At 55.8% G+C, this 23,157-nt stretch carries 20 protein-coding genes; 4 read left to right on the forward strand and 16 right to left on the reverse strand.

The features are described from left to right. Positions 1-129: 129 nt before the first annotated feature. Entirely contained in the window at positions 130-1,920 is a 1,791-nt protein-coding gene (locus ACUN9X_RS08490) for an acyl-CoA dehydrogenase C-terminal domain-containing protein (RefSeq protein ID WP_260035907.1), read from the forward strand. Positions 1,921-2,016: 96 nt separating this feature from the next. Here the strand turns inward: ACUN9X_RS08490 and ACUN9X_RS08495 are convergent, their stop codons facing one another. From ACUN9X_RS08495 to leuS, 4 genes are all read right to left on the reverse strand, one after another. Beyond that, positions 2,017-2,676 (reverse strand): endonuclease, encoded by a 660-nt coding sequence (locus tag ACUN9X_RS08495; protein WP_445472778.1) that lies wholly within the window; start codon positions 2,674-2,676, stop codon positions 2,017-2,019. A gap of 528 nt (positions 2,677-3,204) precedes the next feature. Beyond that, the gene (gene holA, locus ACUN9X_RS08500; RefSeq protein ID WP_260035905.1) at positions 3,205-4,212 is read right to left on the reverse strand and encodes a DNA polymerase III subunit delta; all 1,008 of its coding nucleotides are present in this window, start codon (positions 4,210-4,212) and stop codon (positions 3,205-3,207) included. Next, positions 4,209-4,823 carry an LPS-assembly lipoprotein LptE gene (locus tag ACUN9X_RS08505; protein ID WP_260035903.1) on the reverse strand — a complete coding sequence of 205 codons (615 nt, stop codon included), beginning with the start codon at positions 4,821-4,823 and terminating at the stop codon, positions 4,209-4,211. Before ACUN9X_RS08505 ends, holA begins: the two co-directional genes overlap by 4 nt. 70 nt (positions 4,824-4,893) lie before the next feature. Further along, complete coding sequence (gene leuS / locus ACUN9X_RS08510) at positions 4,894-7,479, reverse strand: leucine--tRNA ligase (RefSeq protein WP_445473199.1); 2,586 nt, start codon at positions 7,477-7,479, stop codon at positions 4,894-4,896. A gap of 277 nt (positions 7,480-7,756) precedes the next feature. On the opposite strand from leuS, the gene ACUN9X_RS08515 reads away from it, so the two are divergent. Continuing rightward, positions 7,757-8,326: a zinc ribbon-containing protein gene (locus tag ACUN9X_RS08515; protein ID WP_445472779.1), complete on the forward strand. Its 570-nt coding sequence runs from the start codon at positions 7,757-7,759 to the stop codon at positions 8,324-8,326. 72 nt (positions 8,327-8,398) lie between these two features. Here the strand turns inward: ACUN9X_RS08515 and lnt are convergent, their stop codons facing one another. The 5 genes from lnt to miaB form a co-directional block, all read right to left on the reverse strand. Further along, positions 8,399-9,940, reverse strand: a complete 1,542-nt coding sequence (gene lnt / locus ACUN9X_RS08520) for an apolipoprotein N-acyltransferase (protein WP_445472780.1) — start codon at positions 9,938-9,940, stop codon at positions 8,399-8,401. Next, positions 9,930-10,775 carry an HlyC/CorC family transporter gene (locus tag ACUN9X_RS08525; protein WP_260035897.1) on the reverse strand — a complete coding sequence of 282 codons (846 nt, stop codon included), beginning with the start codon at positions 10,773-10,775 and terminating at the stop codon, positions 9,930-9,932. Before ACUN9X_RS08525 ends, lnt begins: the two co-directional genes overlap by 11 nt. Continuing rightward, positions 10,772-11,245, reverse strand: coding sequence for an rRNA maturation RNase YbeY (gene ybeY / locus ACUN9X_RS08530; protein WP_260035896.1), 474 nt, complete (start codon positions 11,243-11,245; stop codon positions 10,772-10,774). Before ybeY ends, ACUN9X_RS08525 begins: the two co-directional genes overlap by 4 nt. Beyond that, a complete protein-coding gene (locus ACUN9X_RS08535; RefSeq protein ID WP_445472781.1) occupies positions 11,242-12,234 on the reverse strand; it encodes a PhoH family protein in 993 nt (330 codons plus the stop codon). Before ACUN9X_RS08535 ends, ybeY begins: the two co-directional genes overlap by 4 nt. Before the next feature lie 72 nt (positions 12,235-12,306). Continuing rightward, entirely contained in the window at positions 12,307-13,647 is a 1,341-nt protein-coding gene (gene miaB / locus ACUN9X_RS08540) for a tRNA (N6-isopentenyl adenosine(37)-C2)-methylthiotransferase MiaB (protein ID WP_445472782.1), read from the reverse strand. A 199-nt stretch (positions 13,648-13,846) separates the two neighbouring features. Between miaB and ACUN9X_RS08545 the strand changes: the two genes are divergently transcribed. Together ACUN9X_RS08545 and trmH are read left to right on the forward strand one after the other, a co-directional pair. Then, positions 13,847-14,176, forward strand: coding sequence for a DUF1820 family protein (locus tag ACUN9X_RS08545; protein WP_260035890.1), 330 nt, complete (start codon positions 13,847-13,849; stop codon positions 14,174-14,176). 11 nt (positions 14,177-14,187) lie between these two features. Next, a complete protein-coding gene (gene trmH / locus ACUN9X_RS08550) occupies positions 14,188-14,934 on the forward strand; it encodes a tRNA (guanosine(18)-2'-O)-methyltransferase TrmH (RefSeq protein WP_445472783.1) in 747 nt (248 codons plus the stop codon). A gap of 75 nt (positions 14,935-15,009) precedes the next feature. Here trmH and ACUN9X_RS08555 read toward each other — a convergent pair whose 3' ends face one another. From ACUN9X_RS08555 to gatC, 7 genes are all read right to left on the reverse strand, one after another. Then, complete coding sequence (locus ACUN9X_RS08555) at positions 15,010-16,038, reverse strand: nucleoid-associated protein (protein WP_260035886.1); 1,029 nt, start codon at positions 16,036-16,038, stop codon at positions 15,010-15,012. Positions 16,039-16,184: 146 nt separating this feature from the next. Then, entirely contained in the window at positions 16,185-17,846 is a 1,662-nt protein-coding gene (gene cysN / locus ACUN9X_RS08560; RefSeq protein ID WP_445472784.1) for a sulfate adenylyltransferase subunit CysN, read from the reverse strand. An 85-nt stretch (positions 17,847-17,931) separates the two neighbouring features. After that, positions 17,932-18,840: a sulfate adenylyltransferase subunit CysD gene (cysD, locus tag ACUN9X_RS08565; protein WP_445472785.1), complete on the reverse strand. Its 909-nt coding sequence runs from the start codon at positions 18,838-18,840 to the stop codon at positions 17,932-17,934. Between the two features lie 252 nt (positions 18,841-19,092). Beyond that, positions 19,093-19,533 (reverse strand): PilZ domain-containing protein, encoded by a 441-nt coding sequence (locus tag ACUN9X_RS08570; protein WP_445472786.1) that lies wholly within the window; start codon positions 19,531-19,533, stop codon positions 19,093-19,095. Positions 19,534-19,762: 229 nt separating this feature from the next. Beyond that, a complete protein-coding gene (gene gatB, locus ACUN9X_RS08575; protein ID WP_445472787.1) occupies positions 19,763-21,211 on the reverse strand; it encodes an Asp-tRNA(Asn)/Glu-tRNA(Gln) amidotransferase subunit GatB in 1,449 nt (482 codons plus the stop codon). 55 nt (positions 21,212-21,266) lie between these two features. Beyond that, on the reverse strand, positions 21,267-22,715 hold the full coding sequence (gene gatA / locus ACUN9X_RS08580; RefSeq protein WP_445472788.1) for an Asp-tRNA(Asn)/Glu-tRNA(Gln) amidotransferase subunit GatA: 1,449 nt from the start codon (positions 22,713-22,715) through the stop codon (positions 21,267-21,269). A 59-nt stretch (positions 22,716-22,774) separates the two neighbouring features. Beyond that, entirely contained in the window at positions 22,775-23,062 is a 288-nt protein-coding gene (gatC, locus tag ACUN9X_RS08585; protein WP_445472789.1) for an Asp-tRNA(Asn)/Glu-tRNA(Gln) amidotransferase subunit GatC, read from the reverse strand. Positions 23,063-23,157 lie beyond the last annotated feature (95 nt).

A 23,157-nucleotide genomic window follows, 5' to 3' on the forward strand; every position in this document is an offset into this window, starting at 1 on the left:
TTTTTTTTAATATTGCCTTATCTCGGTACTCGGGGTAATGCGAAATGAGTTACCGCCTGAATTGCGGTAAAATCATCCCCAATTATTAGACTGCTAGATCGCCCACGCACACTGACAGAGGATTATTAAATGGCTGATTATCAGGCGCCATTGCGCGATATCCGATTTGTACTGAACGAAGTGTTTGATGCCCCGTCACTCTGGGCATCGCTCCCGAAGGTTGCCGAGAACGTTGATCCGGAAACGGCTGACGCCATCATCGAAGAGGCGGGCAAGATCACAAGCGGCGTTATCGCGCCACTGAATCGCGAAGGTGATGAGCAAGGCTGCCAGTGGAATGATGGCGTCGTAACCTCGCCAGAAGGGTTCCGCGAGGCCTACCAGACAATCGTTGAAGGTGGCTGGAACTGCCTGGGTGGCAACCCCGATTTTGGTGGTATGGGGATGCCCAAGACGCTGGTGGCCCAGTTTGAAGAAATGCTGCAGGGTGCAAACATCGCTTTCGGACTTGCGCCAATGCTGACGGCCGGCGCCTGCCTGGCGCTGAATGCCCATGGTAGCGAGGCACTTAAAGAAAAGTACCTGCCAAACATGTATTCGGGCGTCTGGTCCGGGGCGATGGATCTGACCGAGCCTCATGCCGGTACTGATCTAGGCATTATCCGTTCAAAAGCAGTTCCCAATGACGATGGTTCATACAAGATCACTGGCACCAAGATCTTTATTACTTGGGGCGAGCACGATATGGCTGAGAACATCATCCATCTCGTACTGGCGAAGCTGCCGGATGCTCCCAAAGGGCCGAAGGGTATTTCGTTGTTCCTGGTGCCCAAGCTGCTGGTGAACGACGATGGTTCCTTGGGCGAGCACAACAGCCTGTCCTGTGGTTCGATTGAAAAGAAAATGGGAATCAAGGGTTCGGCAACCTGCGTGATGAACTTCGACGAAGCCACCGGCTGGTTGATCGGCGAGCCGAACAAGGGTTTGAACGCCATGTTCACCATGATGAACTACGAGCGTTTGGGCGTGGGGATTCAGGGCGTTGGTGCAGCCGAAGCATCACTGCAGAGTGCTCGGGCCTACGCGCTTGACCGGATACAGAGTCGTGCCCCGACTGGTGCGCAGAATGCTGACAAGGCAGCTGATCCGATCATTGTGCATCCGGACGTACGCCGCATGCTGTTGACCATGAAAGGCTATGTAGAAGGCGGTCGAGCGTTCTCAACCTACGTGGCGCAATGGCTCGATATCGCCAAGTATGCCGAGGATGATGCCCGTCGCGAGCATGCTGAGGGTATGGTGGCGTTGCTGACGCCTGTGGCCAAGGCGTTTCTGACAGACCGCGGTCTGGAAGCCTGCATCATCGGTCAGCAGGTGTTTGGCGGCCATGGCTTCATTCGTGAATGGGGTCAGGAGCAATTGGTTCGCGACGTGCGGATCACCCAGATTTACGAGGGAACTAACGGTATTCAGGCGCTGGATCTGATGGGCCGTAAGGTAGTGGCGAACCAGGGGCGCTTCTACGAACTGTTCGCGCAGGATGTGGCGGAGTTCATTGAGGCGAACAGCGGGGATGCAACGCTGCGTCCATACCTTGAGCCTTTGGCGGCTGCGCTGGAGCGTCTGTCGGATGTCACCGAGCATGTCATCAATGCGTCAGCTGAGGACCCGAATGAAGTGGGTGCGGCATCTGTCGATTATCTTGACCTGTTTGGTCTCACCGCGTTGGCCTATATGTGGGCCCGGATAGTCAAAGCAGCTGCTCCGAAGGCAGAAGCCGACAGCTCAGGTTTCTATACCGGCAAGCTGAAAACCGCACGTTTCTACTTTAACCGTCTGTTGCCGAAAACAGTATCACTGGCGGAAGGTATTCGTAGCGGAAGTGATGCCATGATGGATCTGACCGCAGAAGAGTTCTGATCTCAGGATCAGTCTGACAAAAAAGCCGCATACTGTTCTGGTATGCGGCTTTTTTATGTTTGGCAGGACTGCGGCAGTAATTCAACGCGCCAGGGATTAAAGTACCAGGTCTGAAATGCGGGTTATCTGGGCAGGGTCAGTGACAAACGGGTTACTGTTGCCCTGCAGGTTTTCAATCAGCGTATTGATTTGCAGTTCATGCTCGTCAGGTGGGTCATCGTTGCTCCACTGGATCAGAATCTGCGGCGCAGTTGTCAGCGGTAGATGGTAGGTTTTTGCCATGTAGGCAACCGCGCGGGCGACATCACCTTTTACTGCATTCGGTGGCTCTATTTCACGCAGAGTGGCGCGAATGTCGCATTTTTCGGTGGGCTGATTTTCAGTCAGCTGGGCATAGCTCGCATTGCGGCGCCACAGTTCGACACTGCTTTGTACCGGGATCATGTTGTGGAGGTCTGATGCGATATAGCGGTAGTGTTCGTCTTTCTCGCATTGCGACAGGGTGCCGCATTTAAGTGTGCTTCGGATGTGGGCAAGAGGGTAGATATAGCCCTGGGTGATCAAAAAACCTTTGTTTGAAAATGTCTTCCCGCAGAAAAAGGTTTTCCCTCCCTCCGCGTAGAGTTGCTTCCAGAACACGTCCTGAACGGTTTTTTCCGGGTCACTGAATGTGGTTTGGCCGTCTTGCCCATAAGCAGTGCCCGCCAGGCAGAACGCAATCAGGAAACTTGAACAACTCTTGAGTATGCATCTCATGGTTACGTTGTAACCTCTGTACAGCGCAAATGGCATAGCAGATCGGGCCTTCCGACAGTCATACCCGCAACAAACCCTGCCAGTGTTCAAGGCGCCAGGTGTTGTTACCTGATGCCTTTCTGGTGTTTTAAGCCAGCCTGTGTTCGGTGGCTTGATCCTGAATATGTCGCTTTCCGAATCAGTTTACAATAGTCGCCGGTGCCAATTTTCGTATACTTGCCGTAAATTCCTGCCGCCTTTGTGTGTCACACGGAGGGTCTTATCCATTGCCTGTGCGGCGTTGTGCAGGATCTGCCTGAGCTTGTGGCGAAAACGTTCCCAGTCCCGCTCAAGATCTTCCCATTCATCTCTTGGATTCTGGTGAGCGAGATGAAGCTGCAGGTGTATTGCGTCCCGCTGGTGTCGAGTCGCGCGGGCGAGTCTTTTCAGTTTTTCTTTCCACCTCATGAGCGATAGCCCCCATATGGCCCGATCCTTTTAACGATGCGCCCGGGGACTTGAGGTATCAACCAAGAGGGTAGTGGAGCGTCAGCGGCGAACTGACAGTTCCTGAGTCAGTGAGCGGAGATGATGCCAGGGTGAAAGTGGGTCAAACCCTTTGGCGCTTCGGTCAATGTCACTGCAGCGGAGAATGGCACGGCGCAGTTGTTCCGGATGCAGCCTGCGAGCAGCTTGCTCGAGTTGTTTCATGCGCTGTGGTTGCCGCACGTTCTGTGAGCGGAAGAACTGTCTGGACTGTTCACCCTGTGCCATGGCCTGCTGCAGGCGTGCGGCCATGCGGAGATCCCGGCTGAGAATGGCAAGCAGTCCGAGAGGGCTGTCAGCTTCCTGTTGCAAAGCCCCGATGATCCGTTGGGCTTGGGCGGCTTTGCCCAGCATGATGTCGGCCACCAGTTCGAATACGTTGAAGCGGGCGCTATCCTCTACCGCCTGGCTGACAATGTTTTCGTCGATGGTTTTGTCAGGGGATAACAGCGCCAGCCTGGCCATTTCCTGATTGGCGGCGAGGAGGTTGCCTTCCAGTCGTTCCGACAACTCATCGAGAGCGCCTTGTGTCAGCGTCAGCCCCTGTGCCCGTGCGCGCTGCTGTAGCCAGCCTGGGAACTTGTCCGGCTCGACTGGCCAGACCGGAACATGCACGCCTTTGTCGACGAGCTGTTTATACCATTTACGGCGGATTTCAGCCGCATCGAGCTTGGTGCTGATCAGGATCAGAATAATATCGTCGGGTGGAGACTGCAGCATCTGCTCCACAACCGGGCGCCCGTCGCCCAGCTTACCGGTGGGGAGGTGTATCTCGATACGTCGCTGTTCGGCAAACAACGACAGGGCATTGAGCTCCTCGTTGACCTGATTCCAGTTGAGACCTCGATCAGCATGAAAGGTGAGGCGGTCATTAAAGCCGGCATTCCGTGCAGCTTTGCGAATGCGGTCGCAGCACTCGTCAACCAGCAGGGGCTCGTCTCCCGACACCAGATAGACTGGCGCGAGCCCTCTGGACAAGGCCTGATCGAGCTGAGCCGGCGTTGTTTTCATTGGGTTTCCGGCGCGGTGTCGTCAGGCGCGCTGGTGCCGTTTTCCGACTGCTTTTGATTGGCTTCATATTCACTGCGGATAGCTTCCAGCCGCTGGGGGGTTAGCGGAGCGAGCCGGAATATAACCTGCTGGGCAATGCGCTGATAGAGCTTCTCGCGAAGGTCTTCTTCCTCGCGACGCTTGGCCAGCACGTTGGTGTCGTCATATTTGTAGATATCACTGGAGCGCACCTCGGCATTCGCCAGTGCCGGGATGTCATCAGCGCTGATGACATCCATCAATACCTTCTGGCGAACATCATACTCCGCCGCCGAAGCGTCTAGCTGAATGGCGCTGGCGCGGCGCACTTCCGAGAAATTCTTGAGTTTGATCTGATACTTTGCCTCGTCAGCAGGCACCAGCGCGATCTCACCCTCATTAAACTGGGTTTTGATCGCATCACACAGGTCGAACGGGATCGAGCTGTCGCATTCAACACTGAGCGGCTGCATGGCTTCTGATACGGGTGGTGCGCCGCGCAGCTGAAAGCCACATCCTGCGAGCACCGCGCACATCGCTGCGATTGTTGCGGAGTTCAACAACGGATTGAGGTGGTGGCGGTTGTGAGGCATGTACGCTGCTCCCTGCCGGTAACGTGCAATGTGGAAACGGCGCCGGATGCCAAACACCCGGCGCCATCGATCAGTTGGCGACGATATTGACGAGCTTGCCGGGCACCACAATAACCTTGCGCACGGTTTTGTCGTCGGTGAATCGTTTGACGTTCTCGTCAGCCAGCGCCAGCGATTCAAGGGCGTCTTTCTGGATATCAGCAGGCACATCAGCTTTTGAGCGCACTTTACCGTTCACCTGGAAGACCACCTGCAGGGTGGAGCGGACCATCGCGTCTGCGTCCGCTTCTGGCCAGGATGCGTCCACTACTGCGGTCTCATGGCCCAGCATTTCCCATAGTGTGTGGCAGATATGGGGCGTAATCGGCGAGAGCAACAATACCGCGGTATCCAGTGCTTCCTGAACAACCGGGTAGTCTTCGGCGCTGCCATCGTTCAGTTTGCTGACTTCGTTCAAAAGCTCCATGACTGCGGCAATAGCCGTGTTGAATACCAGTCGCTGGCTGACATCTTTGCTGACCCGGTCAATGGTCTCGTGCGTCTTGCGGCGAATATCCCGCTGATGGTCTGTCAGTGAAGCTGGATCTATAGCTGTTGTACCGCTGTTAGCCGAATGTTCAGTGACCATGCGCCAGAGACGCTTGAGGAAGCGGTGAGCACCTTCTACGCCGCTGTCAGACCATTCCAGCGATTGCTCCGGTGGCGCGGCGAACATCATGAACAGGCGCACCGTGTCGGCGCCGTGCTGATCAATGATGGATTGCGGATCTATGCCGTTGTTCTTCGACTTCGACATCTTGGAGATGCCGCCAGACTGGACCGGCTGGCCATCGCCAATATGGCTGGCGCTGGTTACCTGTCCCTTGTCATTGCGTTCGACGGTAACGTCTGCCGGCGAGATCCATTCCTTGCCGCCGCTATCGTCTTCACGGAAATAGGTTTCGGCCAGTACCATGCCCTGACAAAGCAGGCGCTTGAAGGGTTCCGAGCTTTCAACCAGCCCTACGTCGCGGAGCAGCTTGTGGAAGAAGCGTGCGTAAAGCAGGTGCAGAATCGCGTGTTCGATGCCGCCGATATACTGATCAACCGGCAGCCAGTAGTTGGCAGCGGCAGGGTCGAGCATACCCTTGTCGTAGTCGGGGCTGCAGAAGCGGGCATAGTACCAGGATGACTCCATGAAGGTGTCAAAGGTATCGGTTTCCAGGGTTGCGGGCTGGCCGTTATAGGTGGTTCTGGCCCACTCGGGATCGGCCTTGATTGGCGATTTTACGCCGTCCATCTCCACATCTTCAGGCAACCGCACCGGCAGCTGATCTTCTGGCACGGGCATTTCGGTACCGTCGTCGAGAGTCATCATGGGGATCGGTGCGCCCCAGTAACGCTGACGGGATACGCCCCAGTCGCGCAGGCGATAATTGACCTTGCGTGCACCTATGCCGTTCTGCTCAAGATAGTCAGCAATGGCATCAAAGGCTTCTTCGCTGGTCAGGCCGTTGTATGTACCTGAATTAACAAGGAAGCCTTTCTCCGGGAAAGCGGCTTCCTGGGTGTCGATTTCACGGTGATCGTTGGGCGACACAACCTGACGAATCGGTAGCTGGTATTTGACGGCAAATTCGTGGTCGCGCTCATCATGAGCAGGAACAGCCATCAAAGCGCCAGTGCCATAGTCGGTCAACACGAAGTTGGCGATGAATACCGGCACCAGATCGTGAGTCAGCGGATGAATGGCTTTAAAGCCGGTATCGATGCCCAGCTTCTCCATGGTCGCAAGATCCGCCTCTGCCACCTTGTTGTTGCGGCAGCTTTCGGCGAAGGCGGCGACTTCCTTGTTGCGCTCCGCTGCGGCTTGCGCCAGAGGATGCTCAGCAGACACCGCCATGTAGGTCACGCCCATCAGCGTGTCGGGGCGGGTGGTGTAAACCTCCAGCGCATCGTCCCGGTCCTTGAGGGCAAACGTCAGCTCGACGCCGGTGGATTTGCCGATCCAGTTACGCTGCATGGTACGCACCTGGTCAGGCCACTCTTCAAGCTGATCCAGATCGTTCAGCAGCTCTTCGGCGTAGTCGGTGATTTTGATAAACCACTGGGGGATCTTTTTCTGCTCGACCAGTGCACCTGAGCGCCAGCCGCGGCCATCGACGACCTGCTCGTTCGCCAGCACAGTCTGGTCAATCGGGTCCCAGTTGACGGTCGCCATCTTCTTGTAGACCAGGCCTTTCTCGTACAGCTTGGTGAAGAACCACTGTTCCCACTTGTAATATTCGGGTCGGCAGGTGGCGAATTCACGCTTCCAGTCATAACCAAAACCGAGCTGGCGTAGCTGGTTTTTCATGTATTCGATATTGGAGTAGGTCCACTTGGCCGGCGCTGACTTGTTCTTGACGGCCGCATTTTCTGCGGGCAAACCAAAAGCATCCCAACCCATGGGCTGCATGACATTTTTGCCCAGCATGCGCTGATAGCGGCTGACGACATCGCCGATGGTGTAGTTGCGGACGTGGCCCATGTGCAGCTTGCCGCTGGGGTAGGGGAACATCGACAGGCAGTAGTATTTGGGTTTGCCCGGCTCATCTTTAACCGAGAAGGTCTGATTGGTTTCCCAGAACTGTTGGGCTTTTTTCTCGATATCCTGCGGGCGATATTGCTCGTCCATTCCAGCCATTACTGAGGTTACCCTGTGTCAATCTGTCGATGTGGAGTTGTCCCTGAAGGTTTGCAGTGCGGCAAACGATCTGTCAGCGGAAGATGGCGTATTTTACCGCACACAGCAGCGGACAGGTAGCCTGTTGCAGCAAACGCCTACAGGATCGTAACTCACTTCGCCGGCAGGGTGCCCGGGTTTGTGTCAAACTTGAAGGGTCAGGAGAGCTTCCCGTGCGATTCTGCACTGTCGCTTTCCGGAGTAGCCGGGGCAACACGAGGCGATTGTCATGAGTGAACAGCAAAAACACGAGTTTTCAGGACAGGCTCTGCGAGCATACAACCGGATGCTGGAGAGGGTCGAAACACGGCTCAATTCAGTGGAGCGAAAAAGCTGGGATACCCTGCGTGACAGTATCGACGAAGCAGTCGAGTTCGAGCTTGAACTTGAAGAGATGACCCGCGAGGAAATTGATCTGCTGGGCGCCTACGTCAAGCGGGATATCGCCCACCTGATGAACTTCGTAGAGGAAACCGGGGATGGCGTCAGTGAGTGGTTGCGACTCGATCTGGCGCTGATAGAACGCCAGTTGGCCGATTTGCTGTTTTCTATCGCGGACAAGACCCGGCTTGAGACGCTTGAGCTTGATCACAAGCTACACCATGACCCGGGACAGTACATCAGTGGCGAGATTGCCACCGCCGGTGTGCTGCGCTGCCTTGCCTGCGGGCATATGGTGTGCCTGGTGGAGACCAGTCATCTCAACCCCTGTGACGCCTGCAGTTCACATTACTTTGAACGCATCACGGCGCGCTGGCCTCATGATCCCGAAGTGAGCGGGAAGGTTTCACCGGAATAGCAGCGCTGAACGGTTCAGTTCTGCAGTCTGGTTGGCCGTAATGCGTATTTGCCAAAAGGCTGAGCGCCGCGCTCAGCCCGCGTGTGTCTGGCGGGAGGGCTTCGGCAGCGCCCGTGGTCTGGCAAATACGATCAGGATCATCGCCAGCGTCAGTACCGGCCAGGAGCCGGTTGCCATGTACGGCGTTTTGCCTGTCACTGTGTACACCTCTCCCAGCATGACGCCTTTTTCGAACTGCGGGATCTGAGCCGTGATCTGGCCGTGATCATCGATAATGGCTGTGACCCCGTTGTTGGTGCCTCGCAGCACAAAACGGCCTGTTTCCAACGCCCGCATGCGCGCCATCTGTAAATGCTGCAGGGGGCCGATCGAATGTCCGAACCAGCCATCGTTGCTGATGGTAATCAACAGGTCGGTATTCCAGGCGTTACGGGCGACGAAATCGGGATAGGCGATTTCGTAACAGATAAAGGGCATCACCTTGTCGTCACCGGCAGTCAGCGGCGACTGGTTTTCTGGCCCCCGCGAGAAACTCGACATGGGCAGGTCAAAGAAGCCGATCAGGCCGCGGAGCCAATTCTGCAAAGGCACATATTCACCAAACGGCACCAGTCGCTGCTTGAAGTACATGCCTTCACCGGCGCCAATGGCCATAATGCTGTTGCGGTACGTGAAGTCTTCCAGCTCATCGCTGAACCCATACCAGGGGATGCCGGTGATCAGGGTTGAGTCCGGCCCCAGTCGCTTCGCAATCATGTCAATCAATGGGCCGGCCTGATTCTGGGTGATGGGTATGGCGGTTTCCGGCCAGAGAATCAGGTCACGTTCCCAATGGGGGGACGTCAGCGCCAGATAGGTTTCCATCTGGTGCTGCATGAATTCGGGGTCCCATTTGATGAGCTGGGGAATATTGCCTTGCATGGCAGCGACCGATAGCGGTTTGTCTGCCCGATCGGTCCAGCTGGTGTCTTTCAGCGCCGGCGTAAGAGCCCAGGGAACAATGAGGGAAAGCGACAGCAGCAAAATGGCGCCGCGCCGCTTCTGTCGGATCGCCGGGATTAGTGCATAGAGCACCACGCCAGTTGCGACAATCACCATCGTCACGCCATAGACACCAACAACAGGGGCCAGGTTTGCCAGCGGCCCATCAACCTGCGCGGTGCCCAGGTACAACCACGGGAATCCGGTCAGGAACCAGCTTCGCAGCCAGTCGCCCAGAACCCAGAAAGCGGGGAACAGAATGAGCCGATGGATTTTGCGGTCGCGGGCAACCTTGCCCCAGGCCCAGAAAGTCAGGCCGTGGAACAGCCCAAGGCCGGCCACGAATAGCGCCGTCAGGATGACCGACACCAGAACCGAGGTGTTGCCGTATTGGCTGATGCTGATGTAGACCCAGGAGGCGCCACTGCCAAACAGGCCCACGCCCAGCAGCCAGCCGGCGCGAAACAGGTGCTGACCGGTAACCGGTATGACTGCAAACAGCGCCAACAGGATCGACAGAGGGCCGATTACCGTCAGGTCAAACGGTGAAAATGTGAGGGTCTGAAGTGCCCCCGCAACGATCAGGGCAATGGCACGCCAGAGGTTCAGCGGCGTATTGTGGTCATGATTCATGACGGCGGACCTGAATCAGCCGGATAACGCGATTATCCGCGTTCAGAATCGTGAACTGAAATCCGCCAAAGCTGGTTTCTTCGCCGCGACGAGGCAGGTGCCCGAACTCTTTGAGTACCAGGCCTCCGATCGTGTCGAAGTCTTCTTCGTCAAGCTTGCAGTCAAAGAACTCGTTAAAGTCCTCAACCGAGGTCACTGCCTTGACCGCGTAATTGCCGTCGGCACGTGCCTTGATGTGGGTTTCTTCGTCGAAGTCGTGTTCATCTTCTATCTCGCCGACGATTTGCTCCAACACATCTTCAATGGTGATCAGTCCCGCGGTGCCGCCGTACTCGTCTACGACGATCGCCATGTGGTTGCGGGTTTCCTTGAACTCTTTTAACAGTTGGTTCAGGCGTTTGCTTTCCGGTACGAAGGTCGGCGGACGCAGCACCTCGCGGATTTTGCTCCAGCTGAGGTCATTGTTCAGTGCGAGTGGCAGCAGATCCTTGGCCAGGAGCACGCCAATCACGTCGTCCTGGCTGTCTCCGATAACCGGGAAGCGGCTGTGCGCCGAGTCCATGATTTCCGTCAGGAATGATTTCGGATCGGTGCTGGCCTTGACGGTGACCATCTGGGACCGGGGAATCATGATTTCATCGGCGCGCATATCGGTGACCTGCATGGCCCCCTCGATAATGCTCATGGCATCAGCATCGATGATGTTGTGATCTTCTGCATCCCTGAGAATCTCAAGGATATCGGTGATGGATTCTGGCTCGTTGGAAAAAGCCTGAGATATGCGCTCCAGCCAGGACTTGTTGCCCTGACTGCGACTCGAGTGATCGTCGCTCATGAGTCCTGATCCGTTTCCTCTGTAATGTAGGGATTGCTAAAGCCGAGTTCATGTAAAAGCCTGATTTCCGTGGCTTCCATGATGTCGGCATCCCTGTCGTCGATATGATCATACCCCTGCAAATGGAGCATGCCATGAATAACCATGTGTGCCCAGTGGGCGTCGCGGCTTTTATGTTGTTCACCGGCTTCCCGGGCGACAACGCTGGCACAAATCACCAGATCGCCTGCCAGGGGCACTGTTATACCTTCCGGCTGCTCAAAGGGAAAGGACAGTACATTGGTCGGGCGGTGTTTTTGACGGTACTGGCCGTTCAACTCGGTGCTTTCCGATTCATCGACAATCCGGATGGTGACTTCGGACGGGGCTTCGCCCAGCCAGGCCAGGGAAGCCCATCTGGACAGTTCTGCTTCGCCGGGTAAATCAGTTGCCTCGGACGCGATCTGGAGATCAACTGCAAGGTCACTCACTGATCGCGCCCGCCACTTGAGAGGCTGGCATCATGACCATCGTAGGCTTCAACAATGCGCTGAACCAGCGGATGGCGAACCACGTCTTTGGCACCGAAGTGGGTAAATCCGATACCGGGGACATTTTCCAGTATTGCCGTGGCCTGAACCAGCCCGGACTGTTGTCCCTTGGGTAGATCGACCTGAGTGGTATCGCCGGTGATGACTGCGGTAGAACCAAAACCGATCCGGGTCAGAAACATCTTCATCTGCTCGCGGGTGGTGTTCTGGCTTTCATCGAGAATAATAAACGCATTATTCAGTGTGCGGCCGCGCATGAAGGCAAGCGGCGCAATTTCGATCACGCTTTTCTCGATCAGCTTGGTGACCTGTTCGAATCCCAGCATCTCATACAGTGCGTCGTAAAGGGGGCGGAGATAGGGATCGACCTTCTGTGCCAGATCACCAGGAAGAAAGCCTAGCTTTTCGCCTGCTTCCACAGCCGGGCGAACCAGCATGATGCGCTTGACCTGCTCGTCTTTCAGCGCTTCCACAGCGCAAGCAACGGCCAGCCATGTCTTGCCGGTGCCAGCAGGGCCAATACCAAAATTGACGTCATGAGTGCGCACGCTGTGCACGTAGCGCTGTTGATTCTCGCCTCGCGGGCGGGCCTGCAACTTGGGTGTTTTAATGATGATCTGCGAGCCGTCATAGGGGCGCGCATCCGGCAGGCGTTCAAAGCCTGATTCGCGGATGAACAGATGCACCATGTCCGGCGAAATATCAGTCAGTGCTTCGGTTTCCCGATAAAGGTGGCGGATGATTTCTGCCGCGGCGTTGGCCCGCTCGGTTTCGCCTTCAATGCGGAAATGCTGGCCCCGATAGCCGATGCGTACGCTCATCCGGCGTTCAATGTGCTTCAGGTGTTCATCAAATTGTCCGCATACGGCCGCGAGGCGGCGGGTGTCGGCGGGTTTGAGATCAAATTGTTTGGCGTTGTCGCTGTTCAAGCATTCCTCACGCATAACAGGAAATGGCTGCGCCCGTTAAAGGCGCAGGTATCGGTGTGGATGATCGGCGATTCAGTGCAGCAGATCATCAACAGGATTACCCCTTAAAGAATTGGGGAAGGCTTCGACAATTTCAACGTCGATAAAGTGGCCGACGACATCGGGATTATCCGTACGGAAGTTGACGATACGGTTGTTCTCGGTGCGTCCGGAGTATTCGCCAGGGTCTTTCTTGGACAGACCGGTCACCAGAATCCGCTGGGTCGACCCCACCATGCGGCGACTGATCTCGAAGACATGCTGGTTGATACGTTGCTGGAGAATGCTCAGCCGCTCTTTCTTTACGTCCATCGGCGTATCGTCAGGCAAGTCCGACGCAGGCGTGCCTGGCCGCTGGCTGTATACGAAGCTGAATGAGGCATCAAAGCCGATATCGCTGATCAGCTTCATTGTGGCTTCGAAGTCCTTATCGGTTTCACCCGGAAAGCCGATAATGAAATCAGACGAGAAGCTGATGTCCGGCCGTATGGCTTTTATACGGCGCAGCTTTGATTTGTATTCCAGCGCGGTGTGGCCACGCTTCATCGCTGCCAGAATGCGGTCCGAGCCGCTCTGCACCGGCAAGTGCAGGTGGCTGACCAGTTCCGGTACCTGAGCGAAACACTCAATCAGGGAATCCGAGAATTCAACCGGATGCGACGTAGTGAACCGGATGCGATCAATGCCGTCGATAGTGGCGACCATGGCAATGAGTTCGGCCAGGTCGACAGTATCGCCGTCGTGCGTCTCACCCTGGTATGCATTGACGTTCTGGCCCAACAGGTTGATCTCGCGCACATTCTGGCTGGCGAGGTGGGCAACCTCGGCGATGACATCGTCCAGCGGACGACTGACTTCTTCGCCACGGGTATAGGGTACGACACAGAACGTACAATATTTGCTGCAGCCTTCCATGATCGATACGAATGCTGACGGGCCGTCAGCCCCGGGTGAGGGCAGGTTGTCGAATTTCTCGATCTCGGGGAAGGAGATATCCACGACACCGACGCCTCCATTACGGGATTCAACGATCATCTCCGGAAGGCGGTGCAGGGTCTGAGGGCCGAATACCAGATCAACGTAAGGCGCGCGGTCGATAATCGCCTGACCTTCCTGACTGGCCACGCATCCCCCCACACCGATGACCAGTTCCGGTTTGCGCTTTTTGAGTTTTTTCCAGCGGCCCAGCTGATGAAACACCTTGTCCTGCGCTTTTTCACGAATGGAACAGGTATTAAGCAGGAGAATGTCGGCATCGTCAGGATTATCGGTCATCTCGACCTCTTCTCCTGATTTCAGCAGATCAGCCATCCGAGATGAGTCGTATTCATTCATCTGGCAGCCATGGGTTTTAATAAACAGCTTTTTGGTCATGTAACTCAATCAGGTCGGTGGGTGTAAGGATTCCCGGAGAACTCGGCATTATAACGGTCTGATCAAACGGCAACCAGTGCCGGCAGGTATTATCACGATTCGGCGTTCCGGTCTCACGTGGTATTATCCGTAACCGTTTTGGGTTCTGCGGCCGCGGGAAGTCCGCGCAGCGGGCTATCGATTGTTACCGGAGTGTTGGATGGCTGTGAAAAAGTGCTACAAGATTATTTTTTATAATCAGGACGATGTGTACGAAATTTACGCCGGGCATGTATTTCCCAGCGAAATGTTCGGTTTTCTCGAAGTAGAAGAGCTGACGTTCGGCGAGCGCAGTCAGGTGCTCGTTGATCCGTCACAGGAAAAACTACGCACCGAGTTTGATGGTGTCGAGCGAACCTACATCCCGATGAATGCCGTCGTGCGTATTGATGAGGTCGAGTTGGCTGATAAAAGTCAGTCGCTGGGTCGTGTCAAAAATGCCGTCACCCCGTTTCCCGGTTCTGTGCACCGTAACCGCTCAAAAGATTAACGAACAATCTCATGACGCCAGAAAGACTTGCCCGCATCAAGGGCACACTCGATCGTCGCCAGCCGGATTTGCGGGTGCTCACAGACCAGATACACAAGCCGCGTAATGTATCGGCGATTATTCGCTCCTGTGACGCCTTTGGTGTCGCGAATATGCATGCGGTTTGGCCCAGGGAGGGCTATCGCGCCTTTCGTAAGACGACCGGTGGCAGCCATCATTGGGTCACGACGTACACCCACCCGGATATGATGTCGGCAATTGGTGACTTGCGCCAATCCGGGCATGCGATCTATGCCGCCCAGTTTTCTGATCGTGCGGTCGATTATCGTGACGTGGATTTCACCCGACCCTGCGTGTTGGTATTGGGTAACGAGGTTGGCGGTGTCAGTCAGTCCGCAGCGGACGCTGCTGATGAGCATGTTGTCGTGCCGATGATGGGAATGGTCGAATCCCTCAATGTTTCGGCCGCCTGCGCCATTATTCTGGCCGAGGCACAGCGCCAGCGTTCTGAGGCTGGCATGTTCGAGGTCAGCCGGATGCCGCCTGAAGAGTACAATCGATTGCTGTTTCGCTGGTGTCAGCCGCAGATTACCCGCTATTGCGACGACAGGCGACTACCGTATCCACCTTTCGATCCGGATACCGGAGACCTTGTTGATGGTGTGAACTGGATGGCAGGGGTGCGTGAGATTCGAAAAAACCGGCAGCGAAAATCCGCGGCAGATTTTCCCGATCCGGGCTTGGTGACCGGGGAGTGAGTTTTCGTTCAGGGCGATGTAGTTGTCGATAGGGGTAACAGGGCGGCCAAGGTGAGCCGCCCTGTTACTGCCGTATTATTCGGAGCTGCTTTCACGTCCATCCAGGTAGCGTTGTAGCTGTTCCCGCAAGGCTTTTGGCAATCGGGTGATGGTCAACGCATCGGTATTCTTGTCGTAGTAAACCGCCTGGTTAACGAGGTCTGACGAGAAGGAAACGCTCATGCCACCGCCGGAACCGGAAATACGCACCAGCTTTTTCACTTTGCGGTGATCCGGATGCAGCACCGTATCCTGAGGCAGGTCCTGTTTCTCTGACGCGAACTGTTTGAAACGCTCTGGCTGGTCTTCGTCCAGGTAGCCTGACAATGCTTCAATCGCCACCGGTTCGCCCAGTGCATGCTGCTCCTTGCAGAATTCATAGGCGCGCGATCTTACCTTGCCCGCTTTCTCGGGCTCTTCGGTCTGACTGGCGAAGGCTTCTACAGCATCCAGGAACGTCAGGGTTTCTTTTTCCACATCGACCTGATTGGTGAAACCGCACAGCTTGATAAACAGCTCGCCGGGTTCGCCAGTGCCACGGGTATGGATCATTGTCAGGCAGTTCTCTGACGGGTGGTCACCGATCCAGTTGTCGACTTCAAGCCGCAGGGCCAGATTGAGCCGGGACAGGCTGAGTACATCCGTCACATCCAGTGACTGCTCGTGGTCCAGGCGCAGGGCGCTGTCGCTCTCCAGTGCAAACAGGTAGATGACTTCTCCATCAGCCAGCGCCTCGTGCACAAATAAAAGGTGGCCGATGTATTCTTCCTGGCTGTTGGTGAGAAGCTCCTGCCACTGGCCGAACAGGCGATCGGTCAGGGCTTCAAAACCCTGTTTGCCTTCGAGGTAGTCGCGGAGCCATGCGCTCACCGGATTCTCGCCAATGTCATCACTGAAGCGGCCGTATTTTTTGCCGGGCTTGGCATTAAACAGTCGCTTGAGTTGCTTGTGCAGGCCTTCGTAATCGCCGCCGGGTTCGCTAAGTGCTTTGCCGGGTCTTACTTGAGCGGGTTGCCCGGGTTGCATCTGGCTGGCAAAGGTCGTGCGTAGGTGTTTGATGGCCATGAGTTCTCTCTGCCCTTCGGGGGATCTCTGATTCAGGTCGTTAAAACGCGAGCGGCCATGAGCAGCTCGTAACGCAATGCGTTCGGATGCTCATGGCCGTCGGGATTCTACTTTCTATTTTACTCTTTTCAGACGCGAATGTGGGATCAGATCCGTTTTTTGCTGATCAGCTCCCGGGTCACGCTATCTGCGGTGGCGACAAGGTCGCTGTCGGCGTCTGCCGTCGCCACTATACCCGCAATGTCGTCGCCGATGTTGACGGCGACGGCAATCAAACCGTGCACGGTCAGCAACTGTGCGGTGCGGCGTCGATCATCAGCGTCCCCCGCGTTCTCCTGAGTCAGAACGACGCTGGTGCGTCCAAGTTCAAACAGTTTGCGCTCGATGGCGGTGGCCAGTTCGATAGCCTGAGCGCCCGCGCAACCAATAATCAGCGGTTGCTGGGCCAGGCGCCGGGCGCGCTCTTCGCTGCTGACGGGTTGAAGACCGTTGTCGCTATCGTTGGCAAGACCGCTGATCATGCCGGCACCGATGGTCACGTTTGTCAGGCGGTCAATTACAATGAATGCGCCGGTCGCCCGGTTGCGGGGGTATGCATCAAAGGCAACGGGCTGGCTCAGTGTGATCTCGCATTGGCCGATCTCGTTCAGCTCCAGGGTATCGCGCTGATCGTTTGTCTCCAGTGAGTTGACGTCGATCTGGTGGTTGACCGCAGTAACGGTTCCGGATGTGAAAGTCGGCCCGAGTTTGATGTCATACAGGCGTCCGGTCGCCATCGGCGTATCTGTCATCCACACGAGGTGTGCGTTGAACCGGTTGCTGACCAGGGGCTCATCCTCGGGCTTGACCAACATGTCACCACGGCTGACGTCGATTTCGTCTTCCAGCGTGAGCGTGACCGCCTGATCGATGTAAGCACTTTCAACGTTGCCATCGAATGTCACGATCTCTTTGACAGTGCTGGTGCGCCGGGAGGGCAGTGCCATGATGCTGTCGCCGGGGCGAATAACGCCTGAGGCAATCGTGCCGCAGAAGCCGCGGAAATCAAGGTTGGGGCGGTTGACGTACTGAACCGGAAAGCGGAAGTGCTCCAGGTTCTTGTCCCGGCCGACTTCAACGGTTTCCAGAATCTCCATCATTGGCTGGCCAGTGAACCAGGGCGTGTTGTTGCTGCGGTTGACGACATTGTCGCCTTCCAGTGCTGAAATCGGTACAAAGCGCACGTCCCGAAGGCCAAGCTTGTCGGCAAACGCCAGGTAGTCTTGTTTGATTTCTTCAAAACGGGCTTCGCTGTAATCCACCAGGTCCATCTTGTTGACGGCCACCACGATGTGCTTGATGCCCAGCAGCGACGCGATAAAAGAGTGGCGACGTGTCTGGGTCAAAATACCGTGGCGGGCATCAATCATCATGATCGCCAGTTGCGCAGTTGATGCGCCTGTCGCCATGTTGCGGGTGTACTGCTCGTGGCCCGGGGTGTCCGCGATAATGAACTTGCGCTTGTCGGTAGAGAAGTAACGATAAGCGACATCGATAGTAATGCCTTGCTCACGCTCCGCTTGCAGGCCGTCAACCAGCAGGGCCAGATCGAGCTTTTCACCGGTTGTGCCCATCTTGGCACTGTCGGTTTTCAAGCTGGCCATGTGATCTTCATAGATCATCTTGGTGTCGTGGAGCAGGCGGCCGATCAGCGTGCTCTTGCCATCGTCAACGCTGCCGCAGGTCAACAGGCGCAGCAGCTCCTTTTCTTCATGCTGCTTGAGGTAGGCATGAATATCTTCAGCGATGAGTTCAGACTGATGTGACATGGTGGTTCAGATCCCGTAAATACTGTCGGCTAATCAAAATAGCAGTGTTTGCGCGGCGTCCGCTTTGGCACGGATACAGCCAGCCTCAGAAATACCCTTCGCGTTTCTTCTGCTCCATGGAGCCCGCGGAATCATGGTCGATGACCCGCCCCTCGCGTTCGGAGCTCTTCGCCAACAGCATTTCCTGGATGATATCGGTGAGCTTGTCAGCTTCGGACTCAATGGCGCCGGTTAGCGGGTAGCAGCCCAATGTGCGGAAGCGGACTGATTTCATCATCGGCTTTTCACCGGGTTCCATTGGCATACGATCGTCGTCAACCATGATCAGCGTTCCGTCACGGTTAACCACAGGGCGCTCGGCCGAGTAGTACAGCGGGACGATCTCAATGTTTTCCAGGTAGATGTACTGCCAAATATCCAGCTCGGTCCAGTTGGACAGCGGGAAAACACGAATGCTTTCGCCCTTGTTTATTTTGCCGTTATACGTGTTCCAAAGCTCTGGCCGCTGGTTTTTCGGATCCCAGCGATGGTACTTGTCGCGAAACGAGTAAACACGCTCTTTAGCGCGCGACTTCTCTTCGTCGCGACGGGCCCCGCCGAAGGCGGCATCGAACTTGTACTTGTTCAATGCCTGCTTGAGGCTCTGGGTTTTCATGACGTCGGTGTGTTTGGCGCTGCCGTGAGTGAACGGGCCAATGCCGGCGTCGACGCCGTCCTGATTGATATGGACAATCAGGTCCAGATCAAACTTTTTCGCCTGTTTGTCACGGAACTCAATCATTTCCCGAAACTTCCAGGTGGTATCCACATGCAGCAGCGGGAAAGGAAGTTTGCCCGGATAGAACGCCTTCCTCGCCAGGTGGAGCATGACAGAGGAATCCTTGCCGACGGAGTAGAGCATGACAGGGTTGTCGAACTCCGCTGCCACTTCCCGAATAATATGGATGCTTTCGGCTTCGAGCTGCTTGAGGTGCGTCAGATTATAGGTGGTCATTATCCAGATACCGGTTGCAGGGTGTGCAAATGAATACGGTTAACTCGGACACGTGTCCGACCGGGAATGCCCGAACTTACTCGGGAGGAACCCTTATATGATGGTGCGAAACTATACCAGAGAGTGAGAGGGCATAAGAAGCCGCTCTGCTAGAGTTTAGAGGCATAACAATATGCCAAAGTGGGCGGGCGGGTGATGGTCAATAGCGGGCGAGCTTGGGGAGTGCTTGAGTGTTTCTCGCTTGACGTATGTTTAGCTCCTCAGGAGCTGGCGGCTGACGTATTGATCCACATAGTCATGGCCGTTGCCGTTAAATCCGGTGAACTGCAAGCCGAGTTGGAAGCGGTTTTTCGATACCCTGCGGACATGAATGATTTCGCAGCTTGCTTCGATGTTGACTGACTGAACACTCACCACGGGTACGGCAAATTTCACATCCAGCGCCACGGTCTTTTTGGGGGCAATGGGCGAGTTGCCGGGGAGAATGTCGCGAACATGGTCGCTGTCGCATTCAACCAGCATTCCCGCGCGAGACAGATTGGCCGTGTGGCAAACCAGTTGGTTGCCATTCGGGTTGCAAACAGTGACCTCGATGTTGGTAGAGACGCGCTGTTGCTGACGAAGGTTGTTTTTACCGGCCATGCTTTTGATGCCGCTGAATGTGGTTGATGCCGGAGCGTTCATTGTACCCATGCGCATTAAAACTTTTATTTTGTTGTCAGTACGTTTGCAATCTGAGCCAAAGTTAACCGCTTGCTCTCGAGTGGCTCAGAAAAGAATTCGATAACACATTGAAAGCATAATTGTTTACAGCGAAAGCGCAAGCGGTGTGTCGCTTATGTCGGCGTAAGGGGTGTCAGTTTGTGGCAAGGGTCTCACTGTCAGGTGCATTTTATGCGCACCCGACAGTGAGTTGGCAGCGTTAGTCGCCCAGTTTTTTCTTGAGGATTTCGGTAAGAACTTTGGGGTTGCCCTGACCTTTTGAGGCTTTCATCAGAGGGCCCATAAAGCCACCCATCAGTTTTTTGCGCTTGCCAGGATCTGCGGACTGATACTGTTCAATTTGCTCCGGCATGTCAGCCAGAACAGAGTCGACCAGCTTTTCCAGTTCTCCTGTATCAGATACCTGTTTGAGGCCTTCGCGCTCAATCAGCTCATCTACATCTGCGCTTTCGCCATTCCATAGCAGTTCAAATACTTTCTTCGCGCCAGATGATGACAGCGTGTTGTCGCTGATGCGCTGCACCAGTTGCCCCAGTCGCTCGGCGGGTACCGGGCAGTTTCTGAAGCTGCGGTCTTCCGCGTTGAGGCGCGCGCTGAGTTCGCCAAGAATCCAGTTGGCTGCCAGCTTGGCGTCACCGCCTACCTTTGCCGTTTGCTCAAAATAATCCGCTATAGCCGAATTACTGCTGACAAGATTGGCGTCGTAATCGGATAGAGCGTATTCAACCTGGAAGCGCGTCTTCTTGGCGTCCGGCAGTTCGGGCATTTGCGCGCGCAGACTGTCGATAAACGCATCATCGATCACCACCGGCAGCAAATCAGGGCATGGGAAGTAGCGGTAGTCGTTAGCTTCTTCCTTGCTGCGCATGGATTTGCTTTCGTTGCGATCACCGTTGTAAAGACGGGTTTCCTGCACAATCGTGCCGCCATCTTCAAGGATGTCGATCTGGCGCTCCACTTCGTGGTGGATGGCGCTTTCCATAAAGCGGAAAGAGTTCAGGTTCTTGGTTTCCGTGCGGGTGCCGAGCTTTTCTTCACCTTCGGGGCGCACTGAAATGTTGACGTCAAAGCGCAGTGACCCCTGAGACATATCGCCGTCACAGATGCCCAGTGATGTCACCAGTCCGTGAAGTTTACGGGCGAAGGCGACGGCTTCCTCGGCGCTGCGCATGTCCGGTTCGGTCACGATTTCGATCAGTGGTGTTCCGGCCCGGTTCAGGTCGATGCCTGACATGCCGTGGTAGTCCTCATGGAGAGACTTGCCGGCATCTTCTTCGAGATGAGCATGATGAATGCGAACCCGCTTTTCGGTGCCGTCTGCCAGCTGAACATCCACATGGCCGGAGCCGACAATCGGCTCTGCCAGTTGCGTAGTCTGGTAGCCCTTGGGCAGATCCGGGTAAAAGTAGTTCTTGCGCTCGAAAACAGAACGGCGGTTTATCTCGGCATCAATTGCAAGGCCGAACATGGTGGCGTAACGGAATGCCTGCTCATTGGCGACCGGCAGGGTGCCCGGCATCGCGAGATCGACAGCGCTGGCCTGGGTATTCGGTTCAGCACCGTAGGCGGTGCTGCTGCCGGAGAAGATCTTGGTTTGGGTTGCGAGCTGAACATGAATTTCCAGCCCGATCACAACTTCCCATTGCATGGTATGTCATCCTCCTGTCCTGCAGCCGCCAGACTGCAGGATTTGACGTCGTGATTCAGCCAGCCGGCGACTGTTGATGCCAGTCGGTAGCTTGCTGGAATTGATGGGCTGCATTGAGCAGGCGAGCTTCGTCAAAATAATTGCCAATCAGCTGAAGCCCGACCGGCAGGCCCTTGATCTGGCCAGCTGGAATCGACATTGCCGGCACGCCCGCCAGGTTAATGGCGATGGTGAAAATGTCTTCAAGGTACATTTTGACCGGATCGTCGGTATTCGAGCCAAGAGCAAAGGCCGGACTCGGGGTAGAAGGGCTCATGATGATGTCGACGGATTTGAAGGCTTCGACAAAGTCTTGCTGAATCAGGCGCCGAACTTTCTGGGCCTTGAGGTAATAGGCATCAAAGAAACCGGCAGACAGGGCGTAGCTGCCCACCAGTATCCGACGTTTGACCTCTGATCCAAAGCCTTCAGCCCGGGTGCGGGTATACAGATCCATCAGATCTTTCGGATTGTCGCAGCGGTAGCCATAACGCACCCCGTCAAAGCGGGACAGGTTGGCGGACGCCTCGGCCGGTGCAATCACGTAGTAAGCAGCGATCGCAAGATGAGTATTGGGTAGCGAGATCTCTTTAACTGTCGCGCCTAGAGCTTCGTATTCGCGCACGGCGTCGCGCACGGTCTGGGCCATAACGGGGTCGAGCTGGTCCGAGAAGTACTCTTTGGGCAGGCCCACCCGCAATCCCTTGAGCGGGGCGTTCAGGTTTGCAGTGTAATCAGGCACGGGCTGATCGACAGAGGTTGAGTCTTTGGGGTCAAAGCCGGCCATCACATTGAGCATCATAGCGCTATCTTCTGCCGTGCGGCTCATGGTGCCGCCCTGATCCAGGCTGGAGGCGAAGGCGATCATGCCGTAGCGCGAGACGCGGCCGTAGGTTGGCTTGAGGCCAGTGATGCCACAGAAAGCAGCAGGCTGGCGAATGGAGCCACCCGTATCGGTCGCTGTTGCTGCTGGCGTCAGGCGCGCTGCGACTGCAGCAGCGGAGCCGCCGGAAGAACCGCCGGGGACGAGTTTTTCGCCCCAGGGGTTGGTGGTCGCCCCGAAGTGACTGTTTTCGGTTGATGAGCCCATGGCGAACTCATCCATGTTGGTTTTACCCAGGCATACCGCCCCCGCATCACGAAAGCGTGCAGTTACGGTCGCGTCATAGGGCGGCACAAAGTTTTCGAGCATTTTCGATGCGCAGGTGGTGCGAACACCGTTGGTGCAGAAAATGTCTTTGTGCGCGAACGGAATACCGGTCCAGGGCGTGGCTTCGCCTTTGCTTCGGCGTTCGTCTGCCGCTTTGGCATCGCGCAGGGCGTCATCTTCGGTAACCGTAATAAAGCTGTTGTAGCGGGTGTCTTCCTGCTTGATGCGATTCAGGAAGTGTTGCGTCAACTCAACACTTGAGTAGGTGCCTTGCGACAGGTCGCGGGCCAGTTCGGCAACAGTCTTGTTATGCATAATGCGTGTCCATGACAGTCGGAGTGCGTCGATCAGCTATGAATCGGGGAGTCAAAAGGTCATTCGATAACGCGCGGTACCAGATAGAGACCATCTTCGGTCGCCGGGGCAATCTTCTGGAAGGCTTCGCGCTGGTCAATTTCGGTGACCTGATCGGCGCGCAGGCGCTGAACGGCGTCCAGGGGATGTGCCAGTGGTTCTACGTCGGCGGTATCGGCCGCTTGCAGCTGATCCACAAGATTCAGGATGTTGCCAAGGTCTTTTTCAAGCGCTTCAACCTGATTGTCTTCAAGCCGGATGCGTGCAAGCACGGCGACTTTTTCGATGTCCTCGCGGGATATTGACACGTAACGTCTCCAGTAACAGGTTCAACCAGTCGCGCAGTATGTTAACAGATTGCGCTTTAATCGGGAGTGCCATTAACAGAGCGTGCCGTTGAAAT

The sequence above is a fragment of the Marinobacter sp. V032 genome, from assembly GCF_052645435.1.

Excerpts from the sequence above, each read along its gene's own strand:
- lnt (WP_445472780.1), bottom strand. The coding sequence starts at position 9,940 with ATGAATCATGACCACAATACGCCGCTGAACCTCTGGCGTGCCATTGCC.
- gatB (WP_445472787.1), bottom strand. The coding sequence starts at position 21,211 with ATGCAATGGGAAGTTGTGATCGGGCTGGAAATTCATGTTCAGCTCGCA.
- ACUN9X_RS08495 (WP_445472778.1), bottom strand. The coding sequence starts at position 2,676 with ATGAGATGCATACTCAAGAGTTGTTCAAGTTTCCTGATTGCGTTCTGC.
- ACUN9X_RS08545 (WP_260035890.1), top strand. The coding sequence starts at position 13,847 with ATGGCTGTGAAAAAGTGCTACAAGATTATTTTTTATAATCAGGACGAT.
- cysN (WP_445472784.1), bottom strand. The coding sequence starts at position 17,846 with ATGTCACATCAGTCTGAACTCATCGCTGAAGATATTCATGCCTACCTC.
- ACUN9X_RS08505 (WP_260035903.1), bottom strand. The coding sequence starts at position 4,823 with ATGCCTCACAACCGCCACCACCTCAATCCGTTGTTGAACTCCGCAACA.
- ACUN9X_RS08555 (WP_260035886.1), bottom strand. The coding sequence starts at position 16,038 with ATGGCCATCAAACACCTACGCACGACCTTTGCCAGCCAGATGCAACCC.
- gatA (WP_445472788.1), bottom strand. The coding sequence starts at position 22,715 with ATGCATAACAAGACTGTTGCCGAACTGGCCCGCGACCTGTCGCAAGGC.
- ACUN9X_RS08515 (WP_445472779.1), top strand. The coding sequence starts at position 7,757 with ATGAGTGAACAGCAAAAACACGAGTTTTCAGGACAGGCTCTGCGAGCA.
- ACUN9X_RS08570 (WP_445472786.1), bottom strand. The coding sequence starts at position 19,533 with ATGGGTACAATGAACGCTCCGGCATCAACCACATTCAGCGGCATCAAA.
- miaB (WP_445472782.1), bottom strand. The coding sequence starts at position 13,647 with ATGACCAAAAAGCTGTTTATTAAAACCCATGGCTGCCAGATGAATGAA.
- ACUN9X_RS08525 (WP_260035897.1), bottom strand. The coding sequence starts at position 10,775 with ATGAGCGACGATCACTCGAGTCGCAGTCAGGGCAACAAGTCCTGGCTG.
- ACUN9X_RS08490 (WP_260035907.1), top strand. The coding sequence starts at position 130 with ATGGCTGATTATCAGGCGCCATTGCGCGATATCCGATTTGTACTGAAC.
- trmH (WP_445472783.1), top strand. The coding sequence starts at position 14,188 with ATGACGCCAGAAAGACTTGCCCGCATCAAGGGCACACTCGATCGTCGC.
- leuS (WP_445473199.1), bottom strand. The coding sequence starts at position 7,479 with ATGGACGAGCAATATCGCCCGCAGGATATCGAGAAAAAAGCCCAACAG.
- cysD (WP_445472785.1), bottom strand. The coding sequence starts at position 18,840 with ATGACCACCTATAATCTGACGCACCTCAAGCAGCTCGAAGCCGAAAGC.
- holA (WP_260035905.1), bottom strand. The coding sequence starts at position 4,212 with ATGAAAACAACGCCGGCTCAGCTCGATCAGGCCTTGTCCAGAGGGCTC.